Genomic DNA, 21,062 nt, shown 5'->3' on the forward strand with positions numbered 1-21,062 from the left:
AGGTTCCGATGGCAGGACGACGCCCGAAACCGACCCACCTGAAAGTGGTAACCGGCAACCCGGGCAAACGCAAACTCAACGACAAAGAGCCCACTCCGGCGCGAGAAATCCCAAGCCCACCTGAGCACCTCACTGACTGGGGGAAAGTGGCATGGGGAAAACTGACCGTGCTGCTCGACGGTATGGGTATTTTGACCATTGCCGATACGCTGGCGCTCGAACGTCTCTGTGATATTTACGCCGACATTCTGCAACTGCGCCTTACTATCGCCGACGAGGGGCGAACGTACACTGTGCAGACAGAAGGCGGATTTTTGATTAAAGCAAATCCGGCGGTTGCCATGCTTGCCGACGCTGATCGTCGATTCAAAAGCTACCTGGTTGAATTCGGTCTCACTCCGGCCGCCAGAACGAAGGTGAAAGTTGATGGTGGAGAAAAAGAAGAAGACCCGCTCAACCAGTTCTTCGGTTGACCCGGCGACTCAGTATGCATTGGATGTCTCCGAAGGAAAAGTTGTTGCAGGTCCTGACATTCGGAACGCATGTAACCGACATCTGCGCGACCTGAAAGATGGAAAAAATCGTGGCCTTGTCTGGGATATTGACTCAGTCAACCGGGCGATTAATTTCTTTGCCCAGGTACTGAAGCTAAATGGCGGTGAGCATGAAGGCGTACCGTTTAATCTTCTTCCTTGGCAATGTTTCATTGTTGGTTCAATTTTCGGATGGAAAAGGGCAAATGGAACCCGCCGTTTTCGTACCGTATATGTTGAGTCTGGTAAGGGCTCTGGTAAATCCCCGCTTGCTGCTGGCGTTGGCCTTTACTGTATGACGGCCGATAAGGAGCCACGAGCGGAGGTTTATGCCGCTGCGACCAAAAAAGACCAGGCTATGATCCTGTTTCGTGATGCGGTTGCGATGGTGGATCAGTCTCCTGCGTTACTGTCCAGAATCCAGAAATCAGGTGGTGCTGGTAAAGAGTGGAATCTGGCATTTTTGCAGAACGGTTCTTTCTTCCGCCCTATCAGTTCAGATGATGGACAATCCGGCCCTCGCCCGCATTGTGCACTGATTGATGAAATTCATGAACATAAAGACAACCGTGCTGTAGAAATGATGCGTGCCGGGACGAAAGGGCGTCGGCAGGCTCTGATTTTCATGATCACCAACAGCGGACATGACAAAACCAGTGTCTGTTATGACTATCACCAATATGGGCAGAAAGTCGCGTCGGGGCAAAGTGAGAATGATGCGTTCTTTGCCTTTATCTGTTCACTTGATGAAGGCGATGATCCATTTAAAGATGAATCATGCTGGGGGAAAGCTAATCCTTCTATGGGTCATACCTTTCAGCCAGACTATTTGCGCGAGCAGGTAGAAGATGCCCGAGGTATGCCTGCGAAAGAAAGCCTGGTTCGCCGACTGAACTTCTGTCAATGGGTGGATGCAGAGAACCCCTGGATCAGCGGCGATATCTGGATGGCCTGTGAAAAGGACATCAGTATTGAGCAGTTGCAGGGTAAAACCTGCTATGGCGGGCTGGATTTATCTGGCAAGCGGGACCTTACATCACTTTCTCTTTATTTTCCTGACATCAGCGTACTGCTGACAGAATTCTGGACCCCGAAAGATACTTTATATGATCGCGCTCGCGTTGACCGTGTTCCTTATGATGTCTGGGAGCGTGATGGTCATATCCATGCTCCTCCCGGTACAGCCATTGACTACGGCTTTGTCGCTAAGCGCATGGCTGAACTCGCTGCGATGTTTGATATACGAAAAGTCGCTTTCGACCGCTATCACATTGACTACCTGACTCCTGAACTGGATGACGAAGGTGTCACGGTTCCTCTCGTACCGCACGGGCAGGGGTTTGGTAAATCGGCTGAATCAGGTTTGTGGATGCCGCATTCCATTGAGCTGTTCGAGCAAATGATTATGGAGAAGCAGATCAGCATTGCTCTTAATCCCTGCCTGCGCTGGTGCGCGGCGAACGCCGTTATTGAAGAGGATAAAAACGGTAATCGGGTATTCAGCAAGCGCAGAAGTAATGGCCGTATTGATGGCGTTGTTTCTGGCGCCATGGCGGTTGGCGCAGCTGAAGGGGATGAAGAGGATGAAGAGGATATTGAGGGCTTTTTTGACGAACCGATCATAGTGGGTATCTGATGGCTAAGAACAAGCAACCCGGGCGCGTAAAAAGCGCCCTGTTAAATTGGCTGGGCGTGCCAATCAGTCTTACGACAGGTGAATTCTGGCGCGAATGGTATGGCACCAGCAGCAGTGGCAAGGTGGTAACCGCTGATAAAGCGATAAAGCTCTCTGCTGTCTGGGCGTGTGTCAGGCTGTTAAGCGAGTCGATTTCAACACTACCATTGAAAATTTACGTGCGACAGCCTGATGGCTCGCGAAAGGCAGCGACAGACCATCCTGCTTATTCGGTGCTGTGCCGTCGTCCTAATTCCGAAATGACGCCATCCCGCTTTATGTTGATGGTTGTTGCCAGTATTTGTCTGCGCGGGAACGCCTTCATAGAGAAGAAGTTCATCGCAAACCGCCTGATATCATTGGTGCCCTTGCTGCCACAAAATATGGTGGTGAAGCGACTCCCCAGTGGTGCACTGCAGTACAAGTACACCGAAGACGGAACGGAACGCATTATTCCCGTCAAAAATATGATGCACATCCGCGGATTTGGTCTTGACGGTGTATGCGGCATGATGCCGACGATGGCAGGTGTTGATGTATTTGGTGCGGCTATGTCGGTGGATGAAGCGGCGGCGAAAATATTTGAGAATGGACTCCAGAGCACCGGATTTTTGTCCTCTGAGAATGCGCTAACGAAAGAACAGCGTGACCGTCTGCGTCAGAACCTTCAGTCATTTATCGGCTCAAAAAATGCCGGAAAACTGATGGTGCTGGAAAACAAACTGACGTACCAGAATGTCACTATGAATCCAGAGGCAGCGCAGCTGCTTGAAAGTCGATCTTTCAGCATTGAAGAGATTTGCCGCTGGTTCAGGGTGCCGCCTTATATGGTTGGACATACAACAAAGCAAAGTAGTTGGGCATCCAGCCTGGAAGGAATGAACCTCCTTTTCCTGACCCACACACTTCGACCGCTGCTGGTGAATATTGAGCAGGAAATTGGCCGGTGCTTACTCGACAGCGATGATGACGTGTTCGCGGAATTCTCCGTTGAAGGACTGCTGCGCGCCGACAGTGCGGGTCGTGCTGCTTACTATACCAGCGCGCTTCAGAATGGCTGGATGTCCCGTAATGATGTTCGCCGTCTGGAGAACATGCCGCCGATTGAAGGGGGCGATATTTACACAGTTCAGCTCAACCTGACGCAACTGAAAAATCTCGAAAGCAGCAACCCTGCTGTTCAGGCACTGGCCCTGCGAGAGCTGCATAACCACGTATTCCCCGATATTTCCTTTGAACAATCTCCGCTGAAACAGGCCGCTTAGGAGCACTTTCCTGATGAGCAAAAAACAACTTCCGGTAGCACCGGCGGGTCGCCCCTGCGCGCGCGTTACCTGTGAAACATTACCGTCCGCACTGGACCGCTGGGACGGCGGGATCAAAGCGGCTGCCACCGACGATAACAGCATTTCTGTTTTTGATGTTATCGGGCAGGACTACTGGGGCGAAGGGGTAACAGCTAAACGTATTGCCGGTGCGCTTCGGGCGATGAACGGTGTCGACGTCACGGTGAATATCAACTCACCGGGCGGCGACATGTTCGAAGGTCTGGCTATTTATAACCTGCTCCGCGAATACGAAGGCCGTGTAACGGTGAAGGTGCTGGGCATTGCCGCCAGCGCCGCCTCGATAATTGCGATGGCCGGGGATGATATTCAGATTGGCCGCGGTGCCTTCCTGATGATCCACAACTGCTGGGTATACGCGATGGGAAACCGCCATGATTTTGCAGAACTGGCGCAGTCACTGGAACCCTTCGATACCGCTATGGCTGACATCTACGCGGCGCGCTCCGGCCTTGATATGGCCGCTGTGCAGAAGCTGATGGACGCGGAAAGCTATATCGGTGGCAGTGATGCTGTGGCGAAGGGACTGGCAGACAGCTTGCTTTCTGCAGATGCGGTCAGCGACGGCGACGAATCGCCTGCAGCCGCGCTTCGCAAACTTGATGCATTGCTGGCCAAGACCAACACCCCGCGCTCTGAGCGCAGAAAACTCATTAAAGCCTTATCCGGTGGCATGCCTGGCGCTGTCACCACCAACGACGGTACGCCGGGCGCTGCCGAAGACATCAAACCTGAAACCATCAATTCACTTGAAAACGCCCTGGCGGCGCTAGTCAAATAAGGACCCTTTATGTCTGAAGTAAACGATATTCTGAAAAAAGTCACTGCCAGCATTGAAGAGGCAACCGGCAAGTTCAACGCGAAAGCAGAAGACGCACTCAAAGAGGCGCAGAAGTCAGGCAGGCTGTCAGAAGAAACAAAGGCTGCCGTTGATAAAATGGCTTCTGAGTTCAACGCACTGCGTGAGGCAGAAAAAACGCTGAAGGCAGCTATGGGCGAACTGGAGCAACATGTTGCCCAGATGCCGCTGGCAAACGCGAAGCATGTTGTGGAGTCAATCGGCCAGCAGGTGATCTCTGCTGAAGCGCTGAAAACCTTTGCCTTCGGGGTGGAAGGTGGCAAACGTATCAGTATCCCGGTTAAGGCGGCACTGACTTCTGCTGATGTGCCTGATGGCGTTATCGAACCCCAGCGAATTCCGGGCATCGATACGGCACCGAAGCAGCGCCTGTTCATCCGCGATCTGATTGCGCCTGGTCGCACTTCCTCCCCTGCTATTTTCTGGGTGCAACAGACTGGCTTTACCAACAACGCGAAAGTGGTTCCTGAAAATACACAGAAACCATACAGCGAAATTGAGTTTACGCCGAAAATCACTGGCGTAAGCACCATCGCTCACCTGTTCAAAGCCTCAAAGCAGATCCTGGATGACTTCGCACAGCTGCAGTCGACCGTTGATGCAGAAATGCGCTACGGACTGAAGTACGCGGAAGAGCAGGAAATTCTCTTCGGTGATGGTACCGGCGTGCATCTGCACGGCATTGTTCCTCAGGCGTCAGCATTTAACCCGGCGTTTACTGTAGAACAGCAGAGCGGTATTGACGATCTGCGTCTGGCAATGCTGCAGGCGCAACTGGCGCGCTTCCCGGCATCCGGCCACGTTCTTCACTTCATTGACTGGGCGCGGATCGAACTGACCAAAGACAGCCTGGGCCGATACATTCTGGCTAACCCTGCGGCGCTGACTGGACCGACGCTTTGGGGCCTGCCGGTTGTAGCCACGGAAGCGGCGGCCTTCCAGGGTAAATTCCTGACTGGTGCTTTCAACGCTGGGGCGCAAATCTTCGACCGCGAAGATGCGAATGTGGTTATCTCCACGGAGAACGCCGACGACTTCGAGAAAAACATGATCACCATCCGTTGCGAAGAACGACTGGCGCTGGCTGTGAAACGCCCTGAGGCGTTCGTATACGGTTCATTCAGCACCGGCGCGGGTAGCTGATAACTATTGCGGCCTTCGGGCCGCTTTTTTCGGGGCAAACAAATGCTTGATCAAAATGTGGTGAAACAGCACTGCCGCATTGATACCGATTTTACCGGCGATGATGCTCTGCTGAAGATATACACGGGAGCGGCGGCGCGATACGTCCAGACATGGACAAGGCGAACGCTGTATGAGAATGAAAGCAGCCCTGGCTATTCAGACGACCCGGACCCGATTCTACTGAATGATGATGTTAAAGCGGCCATGTTACTGCTGATAGGTCACTGGTATGCAAACCGGGAATCTGTGGCCATCGGGCAAACCGTTGCAGAGGTCCCGCTTGCAGTTGAATCCCTGCTTCAGCCATACCGAATTTACGGGGTATAGGAGGATTTTATGCAGGCCGGAAGACTGAGAGACAGGGTGGTAATTCAGAACATCACAACATCGCGTGATCCTTCAGGTCAGCCTGTTGAAGCGTGGCACGACGGCGCAGAAACCTGGGCAGAAGTAAAAGGTATCAGTGGGCGAGAGCTGGTAGCCGCTGGTGCTGAAACCGCAGTCGCCACCATCAGGGTATGGACACGATTTCGTAGCGATATCACTGCAGCCTCCAGACTCAGGGTTGAAACCGGACCGTTCAAAGGCGCTATTTTGAATATCATTGGCCCACCGATTCCAGATTCTCGCGGTGTTCAGCTCGAAATTTTATGCAAGCAGGGGGCCGAAAAATGATTGAAACGAGCCTCGATTTTTCCGGGTTGAATGACATAGCAAAAGACCTGGAGGCGCTTAGCCGCGCGGAAAATAACAAAGTTCTTCGTGATGCCACGCGCGCCGGCGCCGAAGTGCTTAAGGAAGAAGTGATCGCCCGTGCACCGGTGCGCACCGGGAAACTGAAAAAAAACGTGGTGGTGGTGACCCAAAAAAGCCGCCGCCGCGGGGAAATATCTTCCGGTATTCACATCCGTGGCCGCAACATGCGAACCGGCAATAGCGACAACACCATGAAAGCCAGCGACCCGCGTAATGCCTTTTACTGGCGTTTCGTTGAAATGGGAACCGTTAACATGCCGCCGCACCCTTTCATTCGTCCCGCGTTTGATGTTCGCCAGGAGCAGGCGACAGAGGTTGCAATCAGGCGAATGAACCAGGCCATCGACGAGGCATTAAGCAAATGACGGAAAACGATCTCTATCCTCTGCTGGAGTCGCTGGCCGGAGGGCAGGTTTATCCCTACGTTGCGCCGCTCGGCAGTGACGGAAAGCCTTCAGTCTCTCCGCCATGGGTAATTTTCTCGATTATTACCGACGTGGCCGCAGACGTTCTTTGCGGTCAGGCTGAATCTGCCGTTTCTGTGCAGGTTGATGTCTATTCCAGCACCATCGCTGAAGCGCGCACGATCAGGAATATGGCGCTCGATGCACTGCAGGTGCTGAAGCCGGAAAGCATTGTGAAAACGCCGGGCTATGAGCCTGATCTGCGCTATCACCGGGCAACGCTCGAATTTCAGGTAACCGTTTAACTTTACCCACCATAACAGACCGCTCCGGCGGTCTTTTTTTTAACTGGAGAAACCATGACCAGTAAGTATGAAGTCACAAAGGGGATGACCTTTGCCGTCTCCGACGCACCCGTAACCGCCGAAGATTTTAACGCCTCAGGTTTCCCGGGGGCTGGTGTTACCTGGCTGGAAGCAGCCTGTGCAACAAAGGAGATCACCTTCACCGGCGGACAGAAAGGGGATATCGACGTAACCACGCTGTGCTCAACTGAACAGGAGCAAACCAACGGCCTCGCCGCGCCTGCTGAAATGAGCATTACCCGTAACTGGGTTGGCGATGAAGCAGCGCAGGAGGCACTGCAGACCGCTTACGAAAATGACGAACTGCGCGCGCTGCGCGTGGTATTCCCGTCTGGCAACGGTTTCTACGTGCTGGTGGAGGTACGCCAGAGCTCATGGTCTGCTGCAACCTCTTCCGTTGTTGGCGCTACCTATTCTCTGCGTGTACGCGGCAAACCTAAACGCATCTACGCGTCTGGTTCCTGAGCGGCTTCGGCCGCTTTTTTTATCCCTCCGATCATGTAACAAGAGAAAAATGAAATGCCGCAAAAAACATCACAGAATTCATTACGCAACGTGGCGCTTACAGCATCGAAAGCCTACCGCACCAAAGAAGGTATCACGGTCCCTGAATGGGATGGCGCAAAGGTAACGCTGCGTGAACCCTCTGGCGATGCCTGGGTGAAATTCCGGGAGATCGTTAATCCCCAGCTCGCCGAGGGCGAAGAGGCACCGACGCTGACGGAGGCGGAAAAGTTTCTGCGTAACAAAGAGGCTGATGTGGTTCTGTTTATTGACGTTCTGCTGGATGAAAACGGCGAGCGAGTATTCAGTGATGAGGATCAGGAGCAGGTATCTAAAATTTATGGTCCTGTGCACTCCCGCCTGCTGGCTCAGGCCCTCAACCTCGGAATGAGCCAGAAAGAAGCGGGAAAGCCGTAAAGCAGCCGCTGACCTTTTTCCTGATGTCATTGGCGCTCCGGTTGGGGCGCACTCTCCACGAACTGCGCCAGACCATGACCGCCAGCGAGCTCAAAATGTGGATCGAGTTCGACCGCATCAGTCCGATTGGTGACTGGCGCGCCGATGCTCAGGCGGCGCAGATCTCCGTTGCAATGCTGAACTCTCAGGGCGGGAAATTCACCATTCCTGACGTGATGCTTAAATGGGGAGAACAGGAAGAAGAAAGGGAGATCAGCGAGCTGGAGGAATGGATGTCTGGATTGTAAGGTTGGTTACTGATCTCTATATCCACCAATGTTAGAATGTTACGACATGATTAAGGGGAGGATATGGATGTGAAACAATTTTTAATCCCGGGCAGCCCAACAGATTATTACGTCGTTCTCAAAAATGAAAACGGCGTAACTGAGCATAGCGCTCTTAGAGGTAAAATAAGGCAATTAGTTGATGTTTACTATGAGTGTATTAACGATGTAATTCAATCTGGCGGAAATCCACATATAGCTTCATTAGATTATTTAGATGTTATGAAAGAATTTTTATCTAATGAGCCTGCTGAAGCGCAAGCAGCAATCCTAGAGGTATATTCTCAAGAAGTAAATGCTGCAGCTTCAACAGTGATGGATAAAACCATTGAATTAAATGAAGACGCTGATAAAAGGAATAGTGGAGCGGTTGTTGTTGGGCAATTTATCGGAGTAATATTATTGCTGATAATAGTCGCAGCTTTCTTTTTGCGCTGATTAAAATTCAATGTAAGAACCCCGCCTAAGCGGGGTTTTTTTATGGGTGAAATATGGCAACGCTGCGCGAGCTAATCATCAAAATTTCTGCGAATTCTTCTTCTTTCCAGTCTGAGATCGCCAGAGCGTCCCGCATGGGAACCGATTACTACCGCACTATGGAACAGGGCGGGAAAAAAGCTGCAGCGGCCACGCGTGAAACTCAGCGTTCTTTGGCTGACCTGAATTCTCAGCTTGCAACCGTGCGATCTTCTGCTGCCGGATTAGCTGGAGCGTGGGCAGGTGCATTTGCCACGCATCAGTTGATCGCATTTGCCGACACGTGGAACCAGTTGAATGGACGTCTTCGCCTTGCGTCCTCTTCCAGCGAAGATTACGTGGAATCACAGCGTGTGCTGATGGAGATCAGCCAGCGTACCGGAACATCCCTTGAGGCAAACAGCAACCTATACAGCAGAATTGCGCAGTCCCTGCGTGATGCCGGTTACGCTTCTGCTGATGTAGCAAAAGTGACGGAAACCGTTGCAACCTCGCTGAAGCTGTCTGGCGCCAGTACGGAGGAGGCGAGTTCTGTTATCACACAGCTGAGTCAGGCGCTGGGCTCCGGCGTTCTGCGAGGAGAAGAATTCAACTCCATTATGGAGAACGGCGGCCGCCTGGCGAAACTGCTGGCTGATGGGCTGGGTACCACTGTAGGTGGCCTGCGTAATATGGCCAACAACGGCGAGCTGACGACTGACAAAATTGTCCCACTGCTGACGAACGTTGAGATCCTGCGCAAAGAGTTCGATACTCTCCCGGCTTCCGTCAGCGGATCTGCACAGAAAGTGCAAAACGCCTTCCTCGCTTGGGTAGGCGGGGCGAACGATGCCGTCGGCGCTTCATCAACGCTTTCCGGCGTGCTGGATGGTCTGGCGAATAACATCGATGATGTGGCTAACACTGCAGGCATTCTGGTTGGTGTTGGGCTGGCCCGTTATTTTGGGAATATGGTTGGCAGTGTAGGCCAGTCAACCCGGGCAGTGCTCGCTAATACGGCCGCTGAAGTCGCACTGGCGCAGGCGCAGGTTAGGGGGGCACAGGTTAGCGTTGCTGCTGGCCGCCAGGCTGTTTACCGGGCTCAACAGGCGCGCGCAGCGGCGACGAGTATTGAGGCTCAGATTGTCGCTGAGCGTAATCTTGTTGCAGCTCAGGCATCACTGAATACGGCGCTTGCTGGCAGGGCCTCTGCGGTTAACAATCTCACCAATACAGCCTCGGTGATGTCCAGGCTGGGTAGTGGCGTACTTGGCATCCTCGGAGGATGGCCGGGTGTGATAATTGGCGCCGGTGCGGCGATGTACGGTTTGTATCAGCATACCCAGCAGGTGCACAAAGAGGCGGTCGGATTTGCCAATAATCTGGATGAAATAAACGGTAAGCTGCAGCAGATGTCGGTGCTGGGGCTACGCTCTACGGCAGCCGATGCCCGTACATCATTACAGGCACAAAAGCAGGACCTGGCCGATCTTGACTCACAAATTGCGAAGGTTAAGGAAAGCCAGGCAGGACTGGCATTAATTCAGGAAAAATATAATAAATCCCCACGCTTAACCTACCTGAATACCTTCATGGATCAGGCTGATATAACCGAAAAAAATATTTCTTTAACTGATCGGTTGTCTCAACTTGAGTTTGAAAGAGAGAAGGTCGCCGCAAGAATAGCGGCCACTCAAAAGCTCGTAAATGAGGCTAGCGATCTCGCCACTCAGAGGGCTATACAGCAGGCTGGTGCAATTTCCATTTTAAATGGTGCATACAGACTCCTGAATCAAACAATGGCAGTGATCCCAACGGTTGAGCCTAAGTTTGTCAGCCCCGTCGTGCCTGTTTCTAATGCTACGCCACAACAGCAAACGGCCCTTGAACGAGCACGCCGCGATAACGAGCTGGCCAGCCTCAGCGGCTTAGAAAAACTCCATCAGCAGCACGTCTATGAAGCAGAAGATCTGAAGCTGACGGGGGCGCTTTACACCCAGTACATCTACAACAAGGATCAGGCAGCCAAAAAGGACGCGGCAGCAGCAGAGGCCAAAAAGACCTCCACGGCTGCTTCGAATGCGCAGAGTAAAGCCGAGCGCGAAGCGGCCAGCACCGCCGAACAGTATTCGCGGAAAATGGCCGATCTGAGCGTGGCTATCGACGTGCAGCGCGTGCGGGCAACGGAAGGAGAAAAAGCCTCCGATCTTTATGCGGCTTCCCACCAGGCAGGCACTAAATGGACGGATGAGCAGCGCAGGGCTATTCAGGCATCGTCTACAGAACTGGCTAAGTGGACTCAAAAAGCTGATGAGAACGTGCGCAAGCAGCGCGAACAGGCTGATGCCCTGAAGGATTTAACTGAAGCGGCCCGAAAGTTCAGGGATGAGGCTACGCTGACAACTGAAACCAGAGGAATGAGCGATCGCCAGCGCAGCCGGTTCGATGAAACGCAGCAGATTGACCGTGTTTTTGCCAAAACTGACGGCGGTACCGAAGCAATCGCACAGCGTGCGGCGGCTCTCGATGCGCTGGACAAAAAATATAAAGCAATCGCTGCTTCTGAGGCTGACTGGACTGCAGGCGCCGAGAAGGGATTTAAAAACTGGTTTGATACCGCTTCTGATTATTCCTCGCAGACAGCAGACCTTGTGAACAACTCAATGACAGGTCTTATCGGAAATATTTCCGATGCTTTATCAGGCAATAAAGTTGACTGGGAGGATTGGTCGAAATCGGTACTGGCTTCTATGCAAAAAATTATCCTCAACGCAATGTTGGTCAATTCGTTGAAGTCTGCAGGAGGCGGGGGACTGTTCGGTTCTCTTGGTGGTCTTTTTGGTGGGGGTGATGCAACCTCTGCAGGAAGTACACCATCAGGCGCATATTCCGGCGCGGCCAGCGGACTAAAATTTGCCAAAGGCGGCGTCTTTGATTCCCCAAATCTTAGCCATTTCAGCAATTCGATCATTTCCAGCCCGACGATGTTCAAATTTGCCAAAGGCGATGGATTGATGGGGGAAGCTGGCCCCGAGGCTGTGATGCCACTAACCAGGACACCGAATGGCACTCTTGGCGTCAGGATGGTCGGCACTACAACTGCTGGTGGTGGAGGTGGAGAAATCCATATCACCCAGCATATCAATGTTTCTGGTAACGGTGACGCCGCGCTTAATCGTGCCATGCAGGAGGCTGCGCGTCAGGGCGCTGCCGATGGCGCTAAAAAAGCGCGTCAGGACATGCTGAGTGATTTTCAGACCAACGGTCAGGCCAGGAGGATGCTTGGCGTTTAACTAAGGAGTGACTATGGCTGTGCTTGAATGGCCTGAAGATGTATGTCCGGCGTCGCTGACGTGGCGGCCGGAAAGTAACACTAAAACATTTCGCTCTCCCTTTAACGGTGCCTCACAAACCGTTCGTTTCCCCGGCACCCGCTGGATCTGCTCCCTGGCGTTTAACAACCTCACCGATGATAAATCCCGGCGTATCGATGCGCTGGTGGCCGATCTCGATGGTGAATACGGCAGGGTAAAAATTCGCGACTGGGGGCGCGAGGGGAGAACGCCAGCCGGAAACCCGGTAGTTTCTGACGCGAACCAGACCGGTACGCAGCTCGGCAGTAAGGGCTGGACACCCGGAACGCTGGTACTGCGCACCGGTGATTATTTTACCGTTAATGACGAGCTGAAGATGGTCACCGCCGATGTGACCAGCACTGCTGCAGGAACTGCCGTTATTCCCTTTGCGCCTATGCTGCGTGCCTCTCCCCCTGCCAACGGAAAAATCGAAGTCGCTAAGCCATACGGCATTTTCAAGCTGAAGGATAACCAGCAGGGGGCAGGTAACCGCGTGCCGGGCGTTTTTACCAGCTATACGCTGGAGTTTGAGGAGGCTTTCTGATGCTGTATTCACCGTTTTCTGATTCGATGGTGGACTGGCTATCCCGCGACAGGGTTACCGCCGTGCTGGCGGCGAATGTCCAGTTTGAGTCCGGTACTGCCTACGTGCATTCCGGTACCGGCACGCTGGTACTGGGCGGTTATGTCTATTACGGCATGGGTACGATGGGCGCCATCGACGATGTGGGCGAAACCAATACGACAAGCCCGACGCAGCTCAGGATGACGCTGTCCGGTCTGGATATGTCGCTGTTTGCTAAAACCCTCAATGAGCGATGCGTGGGAAGGCCAGCGGAGCTGTATCTGGTGGCGATGGATGATAACGGCGTCGTTCAGGTTGCGGATTTGATTTTTAAGGGGAAGGTTTCCGGCACCGGGGCAACGGCGGGTGAAACGAATGCCCTGCAGTACACCGTCAGTAATATTTTTGAGGACTGGCAGCGACCGTTCCCGGACCGTTATACCGACGAGTCACATCAGGCCACCCAGCCAGGCGACCGCATATTTCGTTACGTCGCGCAGATGGCAGAACGTTCAATTTACTGGGGCAGCAAAAAAGATGCGCCAGGGTTTACCTATTCGTGAGGAAGCATGAAGCATCCAGACTGGCATAACAGATTAATCGCCGTGATAAGGGCCGCTGAAAAGCGGCCTTTTTTATGGGGCGAACATGACTGCTGCCTGTTTGCGGCAGATTGTGCGGAAGCGATGACCGGGGATAATTTCGCCGACGGCTGGCGCGGGACCTACGACAGCGAAACAGGCGCAAAAAAGGCGCTGCTGCGCGGCGGCGGCTCACTCGAAAAGGTGCTGGCTAAATACCTCGATGAAGTGCCGGTAAAAATGGCTCAGCGCGGAGATATCGCAGTAGTGGAAAACGCGGGTACCCGATGCGCCGGGGTAATTTACGGTGGTGCAGTGTGGGTGCCGGGAGAAACGGGGCTGGTTTGCCTTCGGATTAAGCCCCTTAGTGCGTGGAGGGTTCGCTGATGCCTGCTGCAATTCCTATCATCGCGACGGTAGCCGCCGGCGCCGCGGCAGCCAATGGAGCCTATGCTATCGCAATGGCAATCACCATTGCCGCTCAGGTCGCCACACAGATGATGACGAAGAAGCCATCGCTGGGGTCTTATCGTGATACTGCAGAACGGAAGCAGGTGCTGCGCGCGGCTGCCAGCCCTAAAACGGTTGTCTACGGCAGGACGGTGTCTGCCGGCACTCTGTTTTTCGCAGAAGAACAGTCTGGCGATCAGACTGATGGCGAATGGGTTCACCTTGCCATTACCCTGGCGGGGCACCCCATTTCAGGCACGGGCACCATTTACCTGGGCGATGATGATATCGGCTCGTATGGCGAGAGCGCCACGTATGAAGTGCATATTGACCGCCAGACAGCAGATCCGTTTATGCTGGAAAATTGTCCGTCGTGGAAAGATGACATGATCGGCAAGGGGATTTCCTGGCTGCGTGTATCTCTGAAATACAACGCAGAGAAATTCCCGTCCGGCATCCCGAACGTGAAAGTCGAGAAGACGGGACGGAAAGTATACGACCCGCGCACCGGCCGCACGGAGTACAGCAACAATTTGGCGTTGTGTGTGCTGGACTATTACAGGAGTTACCTGAAAGTCGCTGATGCTGATATTAACTGGGATCAGTTTCAGGAGGCGGCCAACATCTGCGACGAGCTGGTGACTAACGGCGACGGCACGACGGAAAAGCGTTACACGCTGAACGGGGAATTTGACCTCAGCGAAAATAAAGCGAGCATTCTTGAGGCTATGCTGACAGCGGGCGCAGCAGAGCCAACCTACATCGCCGGTAAACATGGCATCCTCGTTGGCGCGTATTATGGCCCCGCAACCGAAGTTATTACCGAGAGTCAGCTGGCCGGTGATATCGAGATCATGCCTGAGGTGTCACAGTCAGAGCGAGTGAACACCATCAGCGGTACGTTTGTCGATCCTAAACAGACCTACTCTGAAGCCGATTTTCCCTCAGTATCTGTCAGCGAGTGGGTAACCGAAGACGGCGTGGAGATATCGCAGGATCTTAAGCTGCGTTTCGTTACGTCTGAATTTCAGGCTCAGCGCCTGGCGGACATCAAGCTCAAGCGGACCCGCATTTCCCGCACAATGAATCTCACGTTGAACCTCAGTGGGTACCGGTACCGCCCCGGTATGTACGTAAAAGTTAATTTCCCCTCGCTTGGGATCGTTAACGTTGAGATGCGCGTGACCGACTGGAAATTTGGCGTGCAGAACGGCGTGCAGATTACGCTGAAGCAGGAAACCGCTGACGTGTGGGGGGATGCCATCGGTAAGCCCATCGAACGCCCCGATTTTACCAATCTCCCGCCTGGTGGGGTGGCTCAGCCTCAGAATCTGAAGTACACGGTGGAGGAGATCGGTCAGGTCGTCCAGGGCGTTCTTTCCTGGCAGAACATCGGGCAGTTTGTCTATAACCAGGTTGTCATTCGCAGGAATGGTCAGCCGGTGCTCACAGCTCAGGTTCCCGGCTCATTCACGCGATTAACTGGCCTGTTGCAGGACACCTACACTGCGCACGTCACTGCTGTTAATCAGATGGGGGCAGCTTCGCCAGAGGCATATCTTGAATTCAGCATTGAGGCACCGCCACCGCCGACTGGAGTCACTGTTGAGCAGGCATTTTTTGCCGTGATGCTTATTCCCCGCCTGGCAGCCGTCACGAATGTTTCTACCCAGTTCGATTTCTGGACGTCCGGCGAGCAGCCGCTTGCCAACACAGATACGGCGACCGTGGAGGCCGGAGCCACGCGCGCGGGTATTGGCTCGACGTGGACAAGCCACAACCTGAAAAATGGACATACCTATTACTGGTACATCAGGACTATCAATGCATTCGGTACATCAGCTTTCATCCAGGTGGCTGCGCTGTGCCAGACGGAAACCGGGGAGCTGATCGACATTATTGATGATGCCGTGCGTGACTCTGATGCTTTCAAAAATGTTTCTGAAGGCGTGGACACCAACCTCGAAGCAGCCATGCAGAATGCCCTGGCTAATCACGGAACGGTTGAACACCAGTATCAGCAGTACGGGGAGGTGCGCGCCGATATTCTGGTAGTAAAAACGACTATCGCTGAAGTGGATAAAGGGCTTGCTGACCTGTCAACCTACGTGCAGGCGTCTATCGGTGATATTAATAACGATATGAATTCGCTGACTTCAGCTGTTAATCAGAAAATGACGGCTGAAGTAAACAGTGACGGAACGGCGAAAGCCTCTTACACCCTGAATCTGGGGATTATCCGTAATGGCGTGAAGTACAACACCGGTTTCGGAATGTCGATTGAGCCATCCGGCGGTACCTATAAATCTACTGTGGTCTTTGCTGCAGATCAGTTTGGTATTTATTCCGGAAGTGACCCTGGAAATTACCAGGCTGCGTTTTTTGTCTATAACGGCCAGGTGTTCATCCGTGATGCCTTTATCCAGGACGGCAGCATTACTAACGCGAAGATAGGTAATTACATCCGTTCATCAAACTATGTGGCTGGTCCTGGTGGTGACGGGTGGAATATTGACAAATCAGGGAACTGTGAGCTGCACGGCGCGCTGTATGCCTCCAGCGGTAATTTTGCGTTTACCGGAAACGGTAATGGCGTCACCATTGACGGGAAGGGCGTGAAAATTGACCTTGGCGGCGGGAACCTGATTGTTCTTGGAGAGTGGTAACTATGCCAAAAGGATTACGAATTACCTATGATGATGGCGGACCTGCAATGGAGATTACTGCCGGTCTGCGTTGCCCTTCATTTTGCCAGAACGTCAGCGAAGCATGGGATGTTAACCAGTACACGATTAATCAGCGCGTGGATGGCAGCCAGATTGTCGTTATCCCACGCAATACGGTTTACAAACTTAACAGGGGTACAAACCTCATTCCCACCATCGGAATGCTGGATGGATTTACCGTATCAGGTAACACCATCACCATGAATACCTGGTGGAGTGATAACTGGAATCAGAAAAAGACCTTTGATGCCTCGATCTGGCAAATTCTTCCGGCTTCGTCTGGCAGAGGGCTGCTCATTAAGGACAGCACTGATTTCCTCTCAATCACTGATGCCACGATGTCGGGCTACTGCGTCTGGCGGGGCACAGTAACTTTCACCGGAAGCTGGGCGACGCCGACGACAAATATCTCACGTGATCGCTACATGGTATTCGCCAAATGGAGTGCCGATAACGTCACCATCGAGTTTGACGGCTTAAACATTCTTGCGACGATAGATCATGCTGGCCTCGATCAGGCCGCGACCGTCACCATGCAGATCGCGATTTTTGCCAGTGGCGTAAGCCCGACACCGGGAAGGGGACTGAATATCATTAAAGGTGGTGTTTGTGTGTTCTCTACCACCCGCAGGCCATTCGTCTACCGAAACCAGACCTACGCGCCATCATGGTCAAATACTGATATAGGTGAGGGCATGATACTGCTCGGGCGATATGGCTATAACAGCGAGGTCTACACAGGCTGGGACTATCTGAAATGGGCGGGTCTTATCCGTAACGGAAATCTGGTGCGTGCCGGGAGGGGAAGAAATGCTGCTTCATGGACATCGCAGTACAGCGTAGTGGGGCGAAGACTGACAAGCCTCACCATCCCCGTCATTGATGCAATTTACTGAAAACCCGCTTCGGCGGGTTTTTTATTATCTGAATTCAGGAGTCTTTTATGTCGGCAGGTACCATCACCCTGACAAACGGTTCCGCTATTGTAGGCGGTTCCGGAACCTCATTCGCAACCGAACTCGATGCAGGTGACTTTATTGTCTCTACTGTGGGCGGTGTGCCGTACACGTTGCCAGTGAAAACGGTAGACAGTAATACCCAACTTACTCTGGTCAGCAACTTTACCGGCCCCACACAATCAGGGGCTGCCTGGTCGGCAATTCCACGCGTAGCGCTCAACATGGTGACGGCCGCGCTGGTGGCGCAAAGTGCTGAAGCACTGCGCGGACTGAATTATGACAAGCAGAACTGGCAAAGCATATTCAGCGGGACTGGCAACGTTACAGTTAAGCTTCCGGACGGTAGTGAGTGGAACGGACCAGCATGGAATAGTTTTATCACTGAGTTGAACAAAAAAGCCGACAAGAGCAGTTTAGGAACTGCCGCAACAAAAAACACAGGAACAGCGAGCGACGAAGTCATGCAGCCCGGCATGTTTGGGCTTGGTCGTCCGGATGGAGCATTAATATTCAACACAACGAGCCAGGATGATCTTCTTGTTGGATTGACAGGGTATGGGCTTACGGTTCTTCGAAATAATGCACAAATACCAGAGCCATGGAATATATGGAACTATTCACCGACAATATTTGCCCGTACAGGTGATACGTATAGCCTTTTTTCAATGCCTTTTCAGTCATCTGGAAAAGTACGTATTTTTGGTGGCGCTGCAGGATCAGGCTGGACTCACAGCAGGATATTATACGATGATAAAAATACTGTTGTAGATAGCAATGGTTTCATAAAGCAGGCATCCCCTGTTGTTAAAATTTTCAGTGATGGTAAATACGAAACTAACGACGAATCCGAAGGTGTCACCGTCACTCGTCTGGATGTCGGACAATATCTTATTGAAGGCTGCAAAGCACTCAACTCAGACGCCGCATGGGGAGGTATAGACGGAGGTTTTGAGATTCCTTCAGACCGAAATAAGCAACCGTTGATCTGGCTGGATTATGAGGTTAAGGGCGACGGAGCCGTGCTGGTAAAAACCTATCACAGGACTCATCCTTTAGCACCTGCTTTTGCCAGAAATGAACGTGATGGGATTATTGACGGGGAGCCTATTGATATCCCTTCGCATCAGTTCGTCAGCGTTCGTGTGGAAATGCCAGCGAGCAGCATCTGGAATCAGAAACAGAGCCAACAAGAAGAATCTGTAAAGCAGGAACAAGGTTCATAAGAAAACCGCCGCCCATCGTATGCAAGAATGGGCGGCGGCTGATTGCTCAGTGTTCATGCCCGAGCAAGCGTCGGGAATATTACCCGACCAATATTTACAGGCCAACCTGTCGAACGGTCGGGAACTCAGAAACCAGCCACATATCGGACTCTTCAAACATTTCCTCCAGCATGCGGTTCAATTTTTCCCGATCGCTTTTGCTGGCATCGCTATTCAGGCCGTTTGCCTGCATCGGCTTCACGTTCACTTCGGCATCAGGGAAAATCCTGTGCACTCGCTTCGTCAGCTCGGCCAGAATGATCTCTCTGGCCCCTTCGAGTCCCGCAACATTACGCTTGTCATATACCAGTTCAACAAACATCACTATCCCTCTCGCCTAACTTGATCTGTAATTACAAAAATACTACTGTATATGCATACAGTCAATAATCCAGTGAGGGCGCTCTTATGCCTCGTAAACCTGATATCCATGCAGCTTTTTTGGCAGCAATTCAACAGAATCCGAAGGGCTATCTGTGCCTCAATACAGATACATTTATCAGTGAATTACGTGCTAGAAACTGGCATTTCACCCAAGCTGATGCCAATGCATGGATTGAAAGATATCAGCCAGACTTCGCTGATAAGACGACGGACGGCAGTGATAACCGTTACTGGATCTTGCGTAATATGGGGAGGATTTTCTGATGGGCTTTCCTTCACCGGCTATGGATTATCAGGAACAGCGGTTAACCATAGATCTGCTATGCGGAATTGACGGGAACTGCAGGGTGATAGAAACGTCATGCGGCTGGGCTGTCATTAACGTTGCCATGAGACCAGAGCAGGGAGATACGCTACTGGTAAGAACTGATGGAAGGAACGAGTTTGCGAAGCTTTATGGTGCGGCATTAATCACTGAGGATGGTGAAGCTATAGAGGGGGATGCTCTGGATGAGGTGGAAGTATATGGCGTGTTAACCCATAGTCTGAATCGTGTTGGGAATGATGATTGCCCGGCGATTTAATACGGTGTTTAAACATCATTTCACAATTGAGATTTAACGCCAATAAAAAACCATCCATAAGAGGCTGGTTTTCAATGTGATTTTGGTCGGCACAAGAGGATTTGAACCTCCGACCACCGACACCCCATGTCGGTGAGCGGCATGAAAAAGTTTCGCCATTGTGCCTTTTCGATACCCGTAAGTCGTTGATCCATCTAATGTAAAAATTATGAATTATTGGCGAAAAATAAACGTATGTTCATGATAATTATAGATAACACGCGTGATTTAAAATCCCTCGGCGTTCGCGCTGTGTGGGTTCAAGTCCCACTCCGGGTACCATGGGAAACAAAGAATAATCAAAGCAATAAGCAGTGTCGTGAAACCACCGAAAGGTGGTTTTTTTGTGCGCTCTAGCTTAGCGCGAAGTGATCGTATCTCATCATCACGATCGTGCTGTGCCCGGGAATTTGCTGCCATACCAGAACGTTAAGCCTAACTCTCTAATATCAAGCCCGGAAAGCAGGGCGATTTTCAGCTAACCTGCAACCAATTTTAAACAAACATTTCACTCGCCAGACACAGGTTGCCGCCGCTGATAAACTGGTTGGTATCCACCCTGGAGAGCGGAAGGTTATTGTCATGCAATATGAAGAACAGCAGCTTATCAACGGCCTTTTCGAGCGTCTTAAACAGGCCGGACAACAAAACAGCCAACGGGATGCAGATGCAGAGCGTCATATCGCTGAATTTGTCAGACAGCAGCCTGCGGCCCCCTACTATATGGCGCAGTCGATTTTGATTCAGGAAGCGGCGCTGAAACGCCTGCAGGCCCGGGTTCAGGAGCTTGAAAGCGAATTAGCCGCGCAAAAAAGCAAACCCTCGACGGGCGGCAGTTTCCTCGGCGGCCTGTTTGGTGGCGGGAATAGTAACCCGCAGCCTGACAACAGCTGGAATGCCCAGCCGCAACAGCCGTCGGCGCAGGATTACTCTCGGGCGCCAGCGCCGGCTACTCGCGGCGGCGGTTTTATGGCTGGCGCGCTCCAGACAGCCGCTGGTGTGGCCGGTGGCATCGCGCTTGCTGAGATGCTTACCAGCATGTTCCATCAGTCGCGGCCGGAAGAGATCGTGAACATCATCGAAGAACCGACAATGCCCGTCGGTGGTGAACCGTTTGTCGGTAATCAATACGGCGATGTTAATAACGTCTCTGACACCCGTTTCTTCAACCAGAACGATCCGTTCGGCAGTAATAACGACGTCTGGCAGAACGACGATGTAGATGACGACTACAGCAATGACGACGATAGTTTTATTTAACGACGTTATCGTGAAACTACCGAAATGAAGTGAACCCCGAAAGTTGGGTATCCAACGATTAGGGGTTTTG

Annotated in this window: 24 protein-coding genes; 23 read left to right on the forward strand and 1 reads right to left on the reverse strand. The window is 52.4% G+C overall.

Annotated features, from left to right (window positions below):
- The first annotated feature begins 8 nt into the window (after positions 1–8).
- The 20 genes from ACWKXT_RS10785 (at position 9) to ACWKXT_RS10880 (ending at position 18,686) form a co-directional block, all read left to right on the forward strand.
- Entirely contained in the window at positions 9–473 is a 465-nt protein-coding gene (locus tag ACWKXT_RS10785; protein ID WP_047174718.1) for a phage terminase small subunit P27 family, read from the forward strand.
- Positions 427–2,169 carry a terminase large subunit gene (locus tag ACWKXT_RS10790; RefSeq protein WP_454532419.1) on the forward strand — a complete coding sequence of 581 codons (1,743 nt, stop codon included), beginning with the start codon at positions 427–429 and terminating at the stop codon, positions 2,167–2,169. The genes ACWKXT_RS10785 and ACWKXT_RS10790 overlap by 47 nt, the downstream gene beginning before the upstream one ends.
- A complete protein-coding gene (locus tag ACWKXT_RS10795; RefSeq protein ID WP_454532420.1) occupies positions 2,169–3,473 on the forward strand; it encodes a phage portal protein in 1,305 nt (434 codons plus the stop codon). Before ACWKXT_RS10790 ends, ACWKXT_RS10795 begins: the two co-directional genes overlap by 1 nt.
- Before the next feature lie 13 nt (positions 3,474–3,486).
- Positions 3,487–4,335, forward strand: coding sequence for a head maturation protease, ClpP-related (locus ACWKXT_RS10800; protein WP_454532421.1), 849 nt, complete (start codon positions 3,487–3,489; stop codon positions 4,333–4,335).
- A gap of 9 nt (positions 4,336–4,344) precedes the next feature.
- On the forward strand, positions 4,345–5,556 hold the full coding sequence (locus tag ACWKXT_RS10805; RefSeq protein ID WP_454532422.1) for a phage major capsid protein: 1,212 nt from the start codon (positions 4,345–4,347) through the stop codon (positions 5,554–5,556).
- A gap of 42 nt (positions 5,557–5,598) precedes the next feature.
- Entirely contained in the window at positions 5,599–5,925 is a 327-nt protein-coding gene (locus tag ACWKXT_RS10810) for a head-tail connector protein (protein ID WP_083020802.1), read from the forward strand.
- Positions 5,926–5,934: 9 nt separating this feature from the next.
- Positions 5,935–6,273 carry a phage head closure protein gene (locus ACWKXT_RS10815; protein ID WP_063930617.1) on the forward strand — a complete coding sequence of 113 codons (339 nt, stop codon included), beginning with the start codon at positions 5,935–5,937 and terminating at the stop codon, positions 6,271–6,273.
- A complete protein-coding gene (locus ACWKXT_RS10820) occupies positions 6,270–6,719 on the forward strand; it encodes an HK97-gp10 family putative phage morphogenesis protein (protein WP_061382654.1) in 450 nt (149 codons plus the stop codon). The genes ACWKXT_RS10815 and ACWKXT_RS10820 overlap by 4 nt, the downstream gene beginning before the upstream one ends.
- Entirely contained in the window at positions 6,716–7,063 is a 348-nt protein-coding gene (gene gp17 / locus ACWKXT_RS10825) for a tail completion protein gp17 (protein ID WP_454532423.1), read from the forward strand. The genes ACWKXT_RS10820 and gp17 overlap by 4 nt, the downstream gene beginning before the upstream one ends.
- A gap of 54 nt (positions 7,064–7,117) precedes the next feature.
- Positions 7,118–7,588 (forward strand): phage tail tube protein, encoded by a 471-nt coding sequence (locus ACWKXT_RS10830; RefSeq protein ID WP_000202242.1) that lies wholly within the window; start codon positions 7,118–7,120, stop codon positions 7,586–7,588.
- A gap of 54 nt (positions 7,589–7,642) precedes the next feature.
- Positions 7,643–8,044 (forward strand): phage tail assembly chaperone, encoded by a 402-nt coding sequence (locus tag ACWKXT_RS10835; protein ID WP_454532424.1) that lies wholly within the window; start codon positions 7,643–7,645, stop codon positions 8,042–8,044.
- A gap of 23 nt (positions 8,045–8,067) precedes the next feature.
- Positions 8,068–8,331 carry a phage tail assembly protein T gene (locus tag ACWKXT_RS10840; RefSeq protein ID WP_454532425.1) on the forward strand — a complete coding sequence of 88 codons (264 nt, stop codon included), beginning with the start codon at positions 8,068–8,070 and terminating at the stop codon, positions 8,329–8,331.
- Positions 8,332–8,394: 63 nt separating this feature from the next.
- Complete coding sequence (locus tag ACWKXT_RS10845) at positions 8,395–8,808, forward strand: hypothetical protein (protein WP_454532426.1); 414 nt, start codon at positions 8,395–8,397, stop codon at positions 8,806–8,808.
- A gap of 53 nt (positions 8,809–8,861) precedes the next feature.
- Positions 8,862–12,119: a phage tail tape measure protein gene (locus ACWKXT_RS10850; protein ID WP_454532427.1), complete on the forward strand. Its 3,258-nt coding sequence runs from the start codon at positions 8,862–8,864 to the stop codon at positions 12,117–12,119.
- A 13-nt stretch (positions 12,120–12,132) separates the two neighbouring features.
- Positions 12,133–12,726, forward strand: a complete 594-nt coding sequence (locus tag ACWKXT_RS10855) for a hypothetical protein (protein WP_454532428.1) — start codon at positions 12,133–12,135, stop codon at positions 12,724–12,726.
- Positions 12,726–13,310, forward strand: a complete 585-nt coding sequence (locus ACWKXT_RS10860; RefSeq protein WP_063144001.1) for a hypothetical protein — start codon at positions 12,726–12,728, stop codon at positions 13,308–13,310. The genes ACWKXT_RS10855 and ACWKXT_RS10860 overlap by 1 nt, the downstream gene beginning before the upstream one ends.
- 6 nt (positions 13,311–13,316) lie before the next feature.
- A complete protein-coding gene (locus ACWKXT_RS10865) occupies positions 13,317–13,715 on the forward strand; it encodes a DUF6950 family protein (protein ID WP_063144000.1) in 399 nt (132 codons plus the stop codon).
- Entirely contained in the window at positions 13,715–16,444 is a 2,730-nt protein-coding gene (locus tag ACWKXT_RS10870; protein ID WP_454532429.1) for a phage tail tip fiber protein, read from the forward strand. The genes ACWKXT_RS10865 and ACWKXT_RS10870 overlap by 1 nt, the downstream gene beginning before the upstream one ends.
- 2 nt (positions 16,445–16,446) lie before the next feature.
- The gene (locus tag ACWKXT_RS10875) at positions 16,447–17,400 is read left to right on the forward strand and encodes a DUF6453 family protein (protein ID WP_454532430.1); all 954 of its coding nucleotides are present in this window, start codon (positions 16,447–16,449) and stop codon (positions 17,398–17,400) included.
- Positions 17,401–17,447: 47 nt separating this feature from the next.
- The gene (locus ACWKXT_RS10880) at positions 17,448–18,686 is read left to right on the forward strand and encodes a phage tail fiber protein (protein WP_454532431.1); all 1,239 of its coding nucleotides are present in this window, start codon (positions 17,448–17,450) and stop codon (positions 18,684–18,686) included.
- Positions 18,687–18,780: 94 nt separating this feature from the next.
- On the opposite strand, the gene ACWKXT_RS10885 is transcribed toward ACWKXT_RS10880, so the two are convergent.
- A complete protein-coding gene (locus tag ACWKXT_RS10885; protein ID WP_454532432.1) occupies positions 18,781–19,047 on the reverse strand; it encodes a DinI family protein in 267 nt (88 codons plus the stop codon).
- Positions 19,048–19,133: 86 nt separating this feature from the next.
- Between ACWKXT_RS10885 and ACWKXT_RS10890 the strand changes: the two genes are divergently transcribed.
- The 3 genes from ACWKXT_RS10890 (at position 19,134) to ACWKXT_RS10900 (ending at position 20,992) form a co-directional block, all read left to right on the forward strand.
- The gene (locus tag ACWKXT_RS10890; protein ID WP_454532433.1) at positions 19,134–19,373 is read left to right on the forward strand and encodes a hypothetical protein; all 240 of its coding nucleotides are present in this window, start codon (positions 19,134–19,136) and stop codon (positions 19,371–19,373) included.
- Positions 19,373–19,693, forward strand: a complete 321-nt coding sequence (locus ACWKXT_RS10895) for a hypothetical protein (protein ID WP_454532434.1) — start codon at positions 19,373–19,375, stop codon at positions 19,691–19,693. Before ACWKXT_RS10890 ends, ACWKXT_RS10895 begins: the two co-directional genes overlap by 1 nt.
- Positions 19,694–20,314: 621 nt before the next feature.
- Entirely contained in the window at positions 20,315–20,992 is a 678-nt protein-coding gene (locus tag ACWKXT_RS10900; RefSeq protein WP_454532435.1) for a DUF2076 domain-containing protein, read from the forward strand.
- Positions 20,993–21,062: the final 70 nt, after the last annotated feature.

Source organism: Enterobacter sp. UPMP701 (assembly GCF_053709515.1).

Bases quoted from the DNA above. Each gene is read 5' to 3' on its own strand.
- ACWKXT_RS10850 (WP_454532427.1), top strand. From the start codon at position 8,862: ATGGCAACGCTGCGCGAGCTAATCATCAAAATTTCTGCGAATTCTTCT.
- ACWKXT_RS10800 (WP_454532421.1), top strand. From the start codon at position 3,487: ATGAGCAAAAAACAACTTCCGGTAGCACCGGCGGGTCGCCCCTGCGCG.
- ACWKXT_RS10860 (WP_063144001.1), top strand. From the start codon at position 12,726: ATGCTGTATTCACCGTTTTCTGATTCGATGGTGGACTGGCTATCCCGC.
- ACWKXT_RS10870 (WP_454532429.1), top strand. From the start codon at position 13,715: ATGCCTGCTGCAATTCCTATCATCGCGACGGTAGCCGCCGGCGCCGCG.
- gp17 (WP_454532423.1), top strand. From the start codon at position 6,716: ATGACGGAAAACGATCTCTATCCTCTGCTGGAGTCGCTGGCCGGAGGG.
- ACWKXT_RS10840 (WP_454532425.1), top strand. From the start codon at position 8,068: ATGTCATTGGCGCTCCGGTTGGGGCGCACTCTCCACGAACTGCGCCAG.
- ACWKXT_RS10820 (WP_061382654.1), top strand. From the start codon at position 6,270: ATGATTGAAACGAGCCTCGATTTTTCCGGGTTGAATGACATAGCAAAA.
- ACWKXT_RS10790 (WP_454532419.1), top strand. From the start codon at position 427: ATGGTGGAGAAAAAGAAGAAGACCCGCTCAACCAGTTCTTCGGTTGAC.
- ACWKXT_RS10890 (WP_454532433.1), top strand. From the start codon at position 19,134: ATGCCTCGTAAACCTGATATCCATGCAGCTTTTTTGGCAGCAATTCAA.
- ACWKXT_RS10830 (WP_000202242.1), top strand. From the start codon at position 7,118: ATGACCAGTAAGTATGAAGTCACAAAGGGGATGACCTTTGCCGTCTCC.
- ACWKXT_RS10900 (WP_454532435.1), top strand. From the start codon at position 20,315: ATGCAATATGAAGAACAGCAGCTTATCAACGGCCTTTTCGAGCGTCTT.
- ACWKXT_RS10855 (WP_454532428.1), top strand. From the start codon at position 12,133: ATGGCTGTGCTTGAATGGCCTGAAGATGTATGTCCGGCGTCGCTGACG.
- ACWKXT_RS10845 (WP_454532426.1), top strand. From the start codon at position 8,395: ATGGATGTGAAACAATTTTTAATCCCGGGCAGCCCAACAGATTATTAC.
- ACWKXT_RS10805 (WP_454532422.1), top strand. From the start codon at position 4,345: ATGTCTGAAGTAAACGATATTCTGAAAAAAGTCACTGCCAGCATTGAA.
- ACWKXT_RS10785 (WP_047174718.1), top strand. From the start codon at position 9: ATGGCAGGACGACGCCCGAAACCGACCCACCTGAAAGTGGTAACCGGC.
- ACWKXT_RS10810 (WP_083020802.1), top strand. From the start codon at position 5,599: ATGCTTGATCAAAATGTGGTGAAACAGCACTGCCGCATTGATACCGAT.
- ACWKXT_RS10795 (WP_454532420.1), top strand. From the start codon at position 2,169: ATGGCTAAGAACAAGCAACCCGGGCGCGTAAAAAGCGCCCTGTTAAAT.
- ACWKXT_RS10885 (WP_454532432.1), bottom strand. From the start codon at position 19,047: ATGTTTGTTGAACTGGTATATGACAAGCGTAATGTTGCGGGACTCGAA.
- ACWKXT_RS10875 (WP_454532430.1), top strand. From the start codon at position 16,447: ATGCCAAAAGGATTACGAATTACCTATGATGATGGCGGACCTGCAATG.
- ACWKXT_RS10880 (WP_454532431.1), top strand. From the start codon at position 17,448: ATGTCGGCAGGTACCATCACCCTGACAAACGGTTCCGCTATTGTAGGC.
- ACWKXT_RS10835 (WP_454532424.1), top strand. From the start codon at position 7,643: ATGCCGCAAAAAACATCACAGAATTCATTACGCAACGTGGCGCTTACA.
- ACWKXT_RS10895 (WP_454532434.1), top strand. From the start codon at position 19,373: ATGGGCTTTCCTTCACCGGCTATGGATTATCAGGAACAGCGGTTAACC.
- ACWKXT_RS10865 (WP_063144000.1), top strand. From the start codon at position 13,317: ATGAAGCATCCAGACTGGCATAACAGATTAATCGCCGTGATAAGGGCC.
- ACWKXT_RS10815 (WP_063930617.1), top strand. From the start codon at position 5,935: ATGCAGGCCGGAAGACTGAGAGACAGGGTGGTAATTCAGAACATCACA.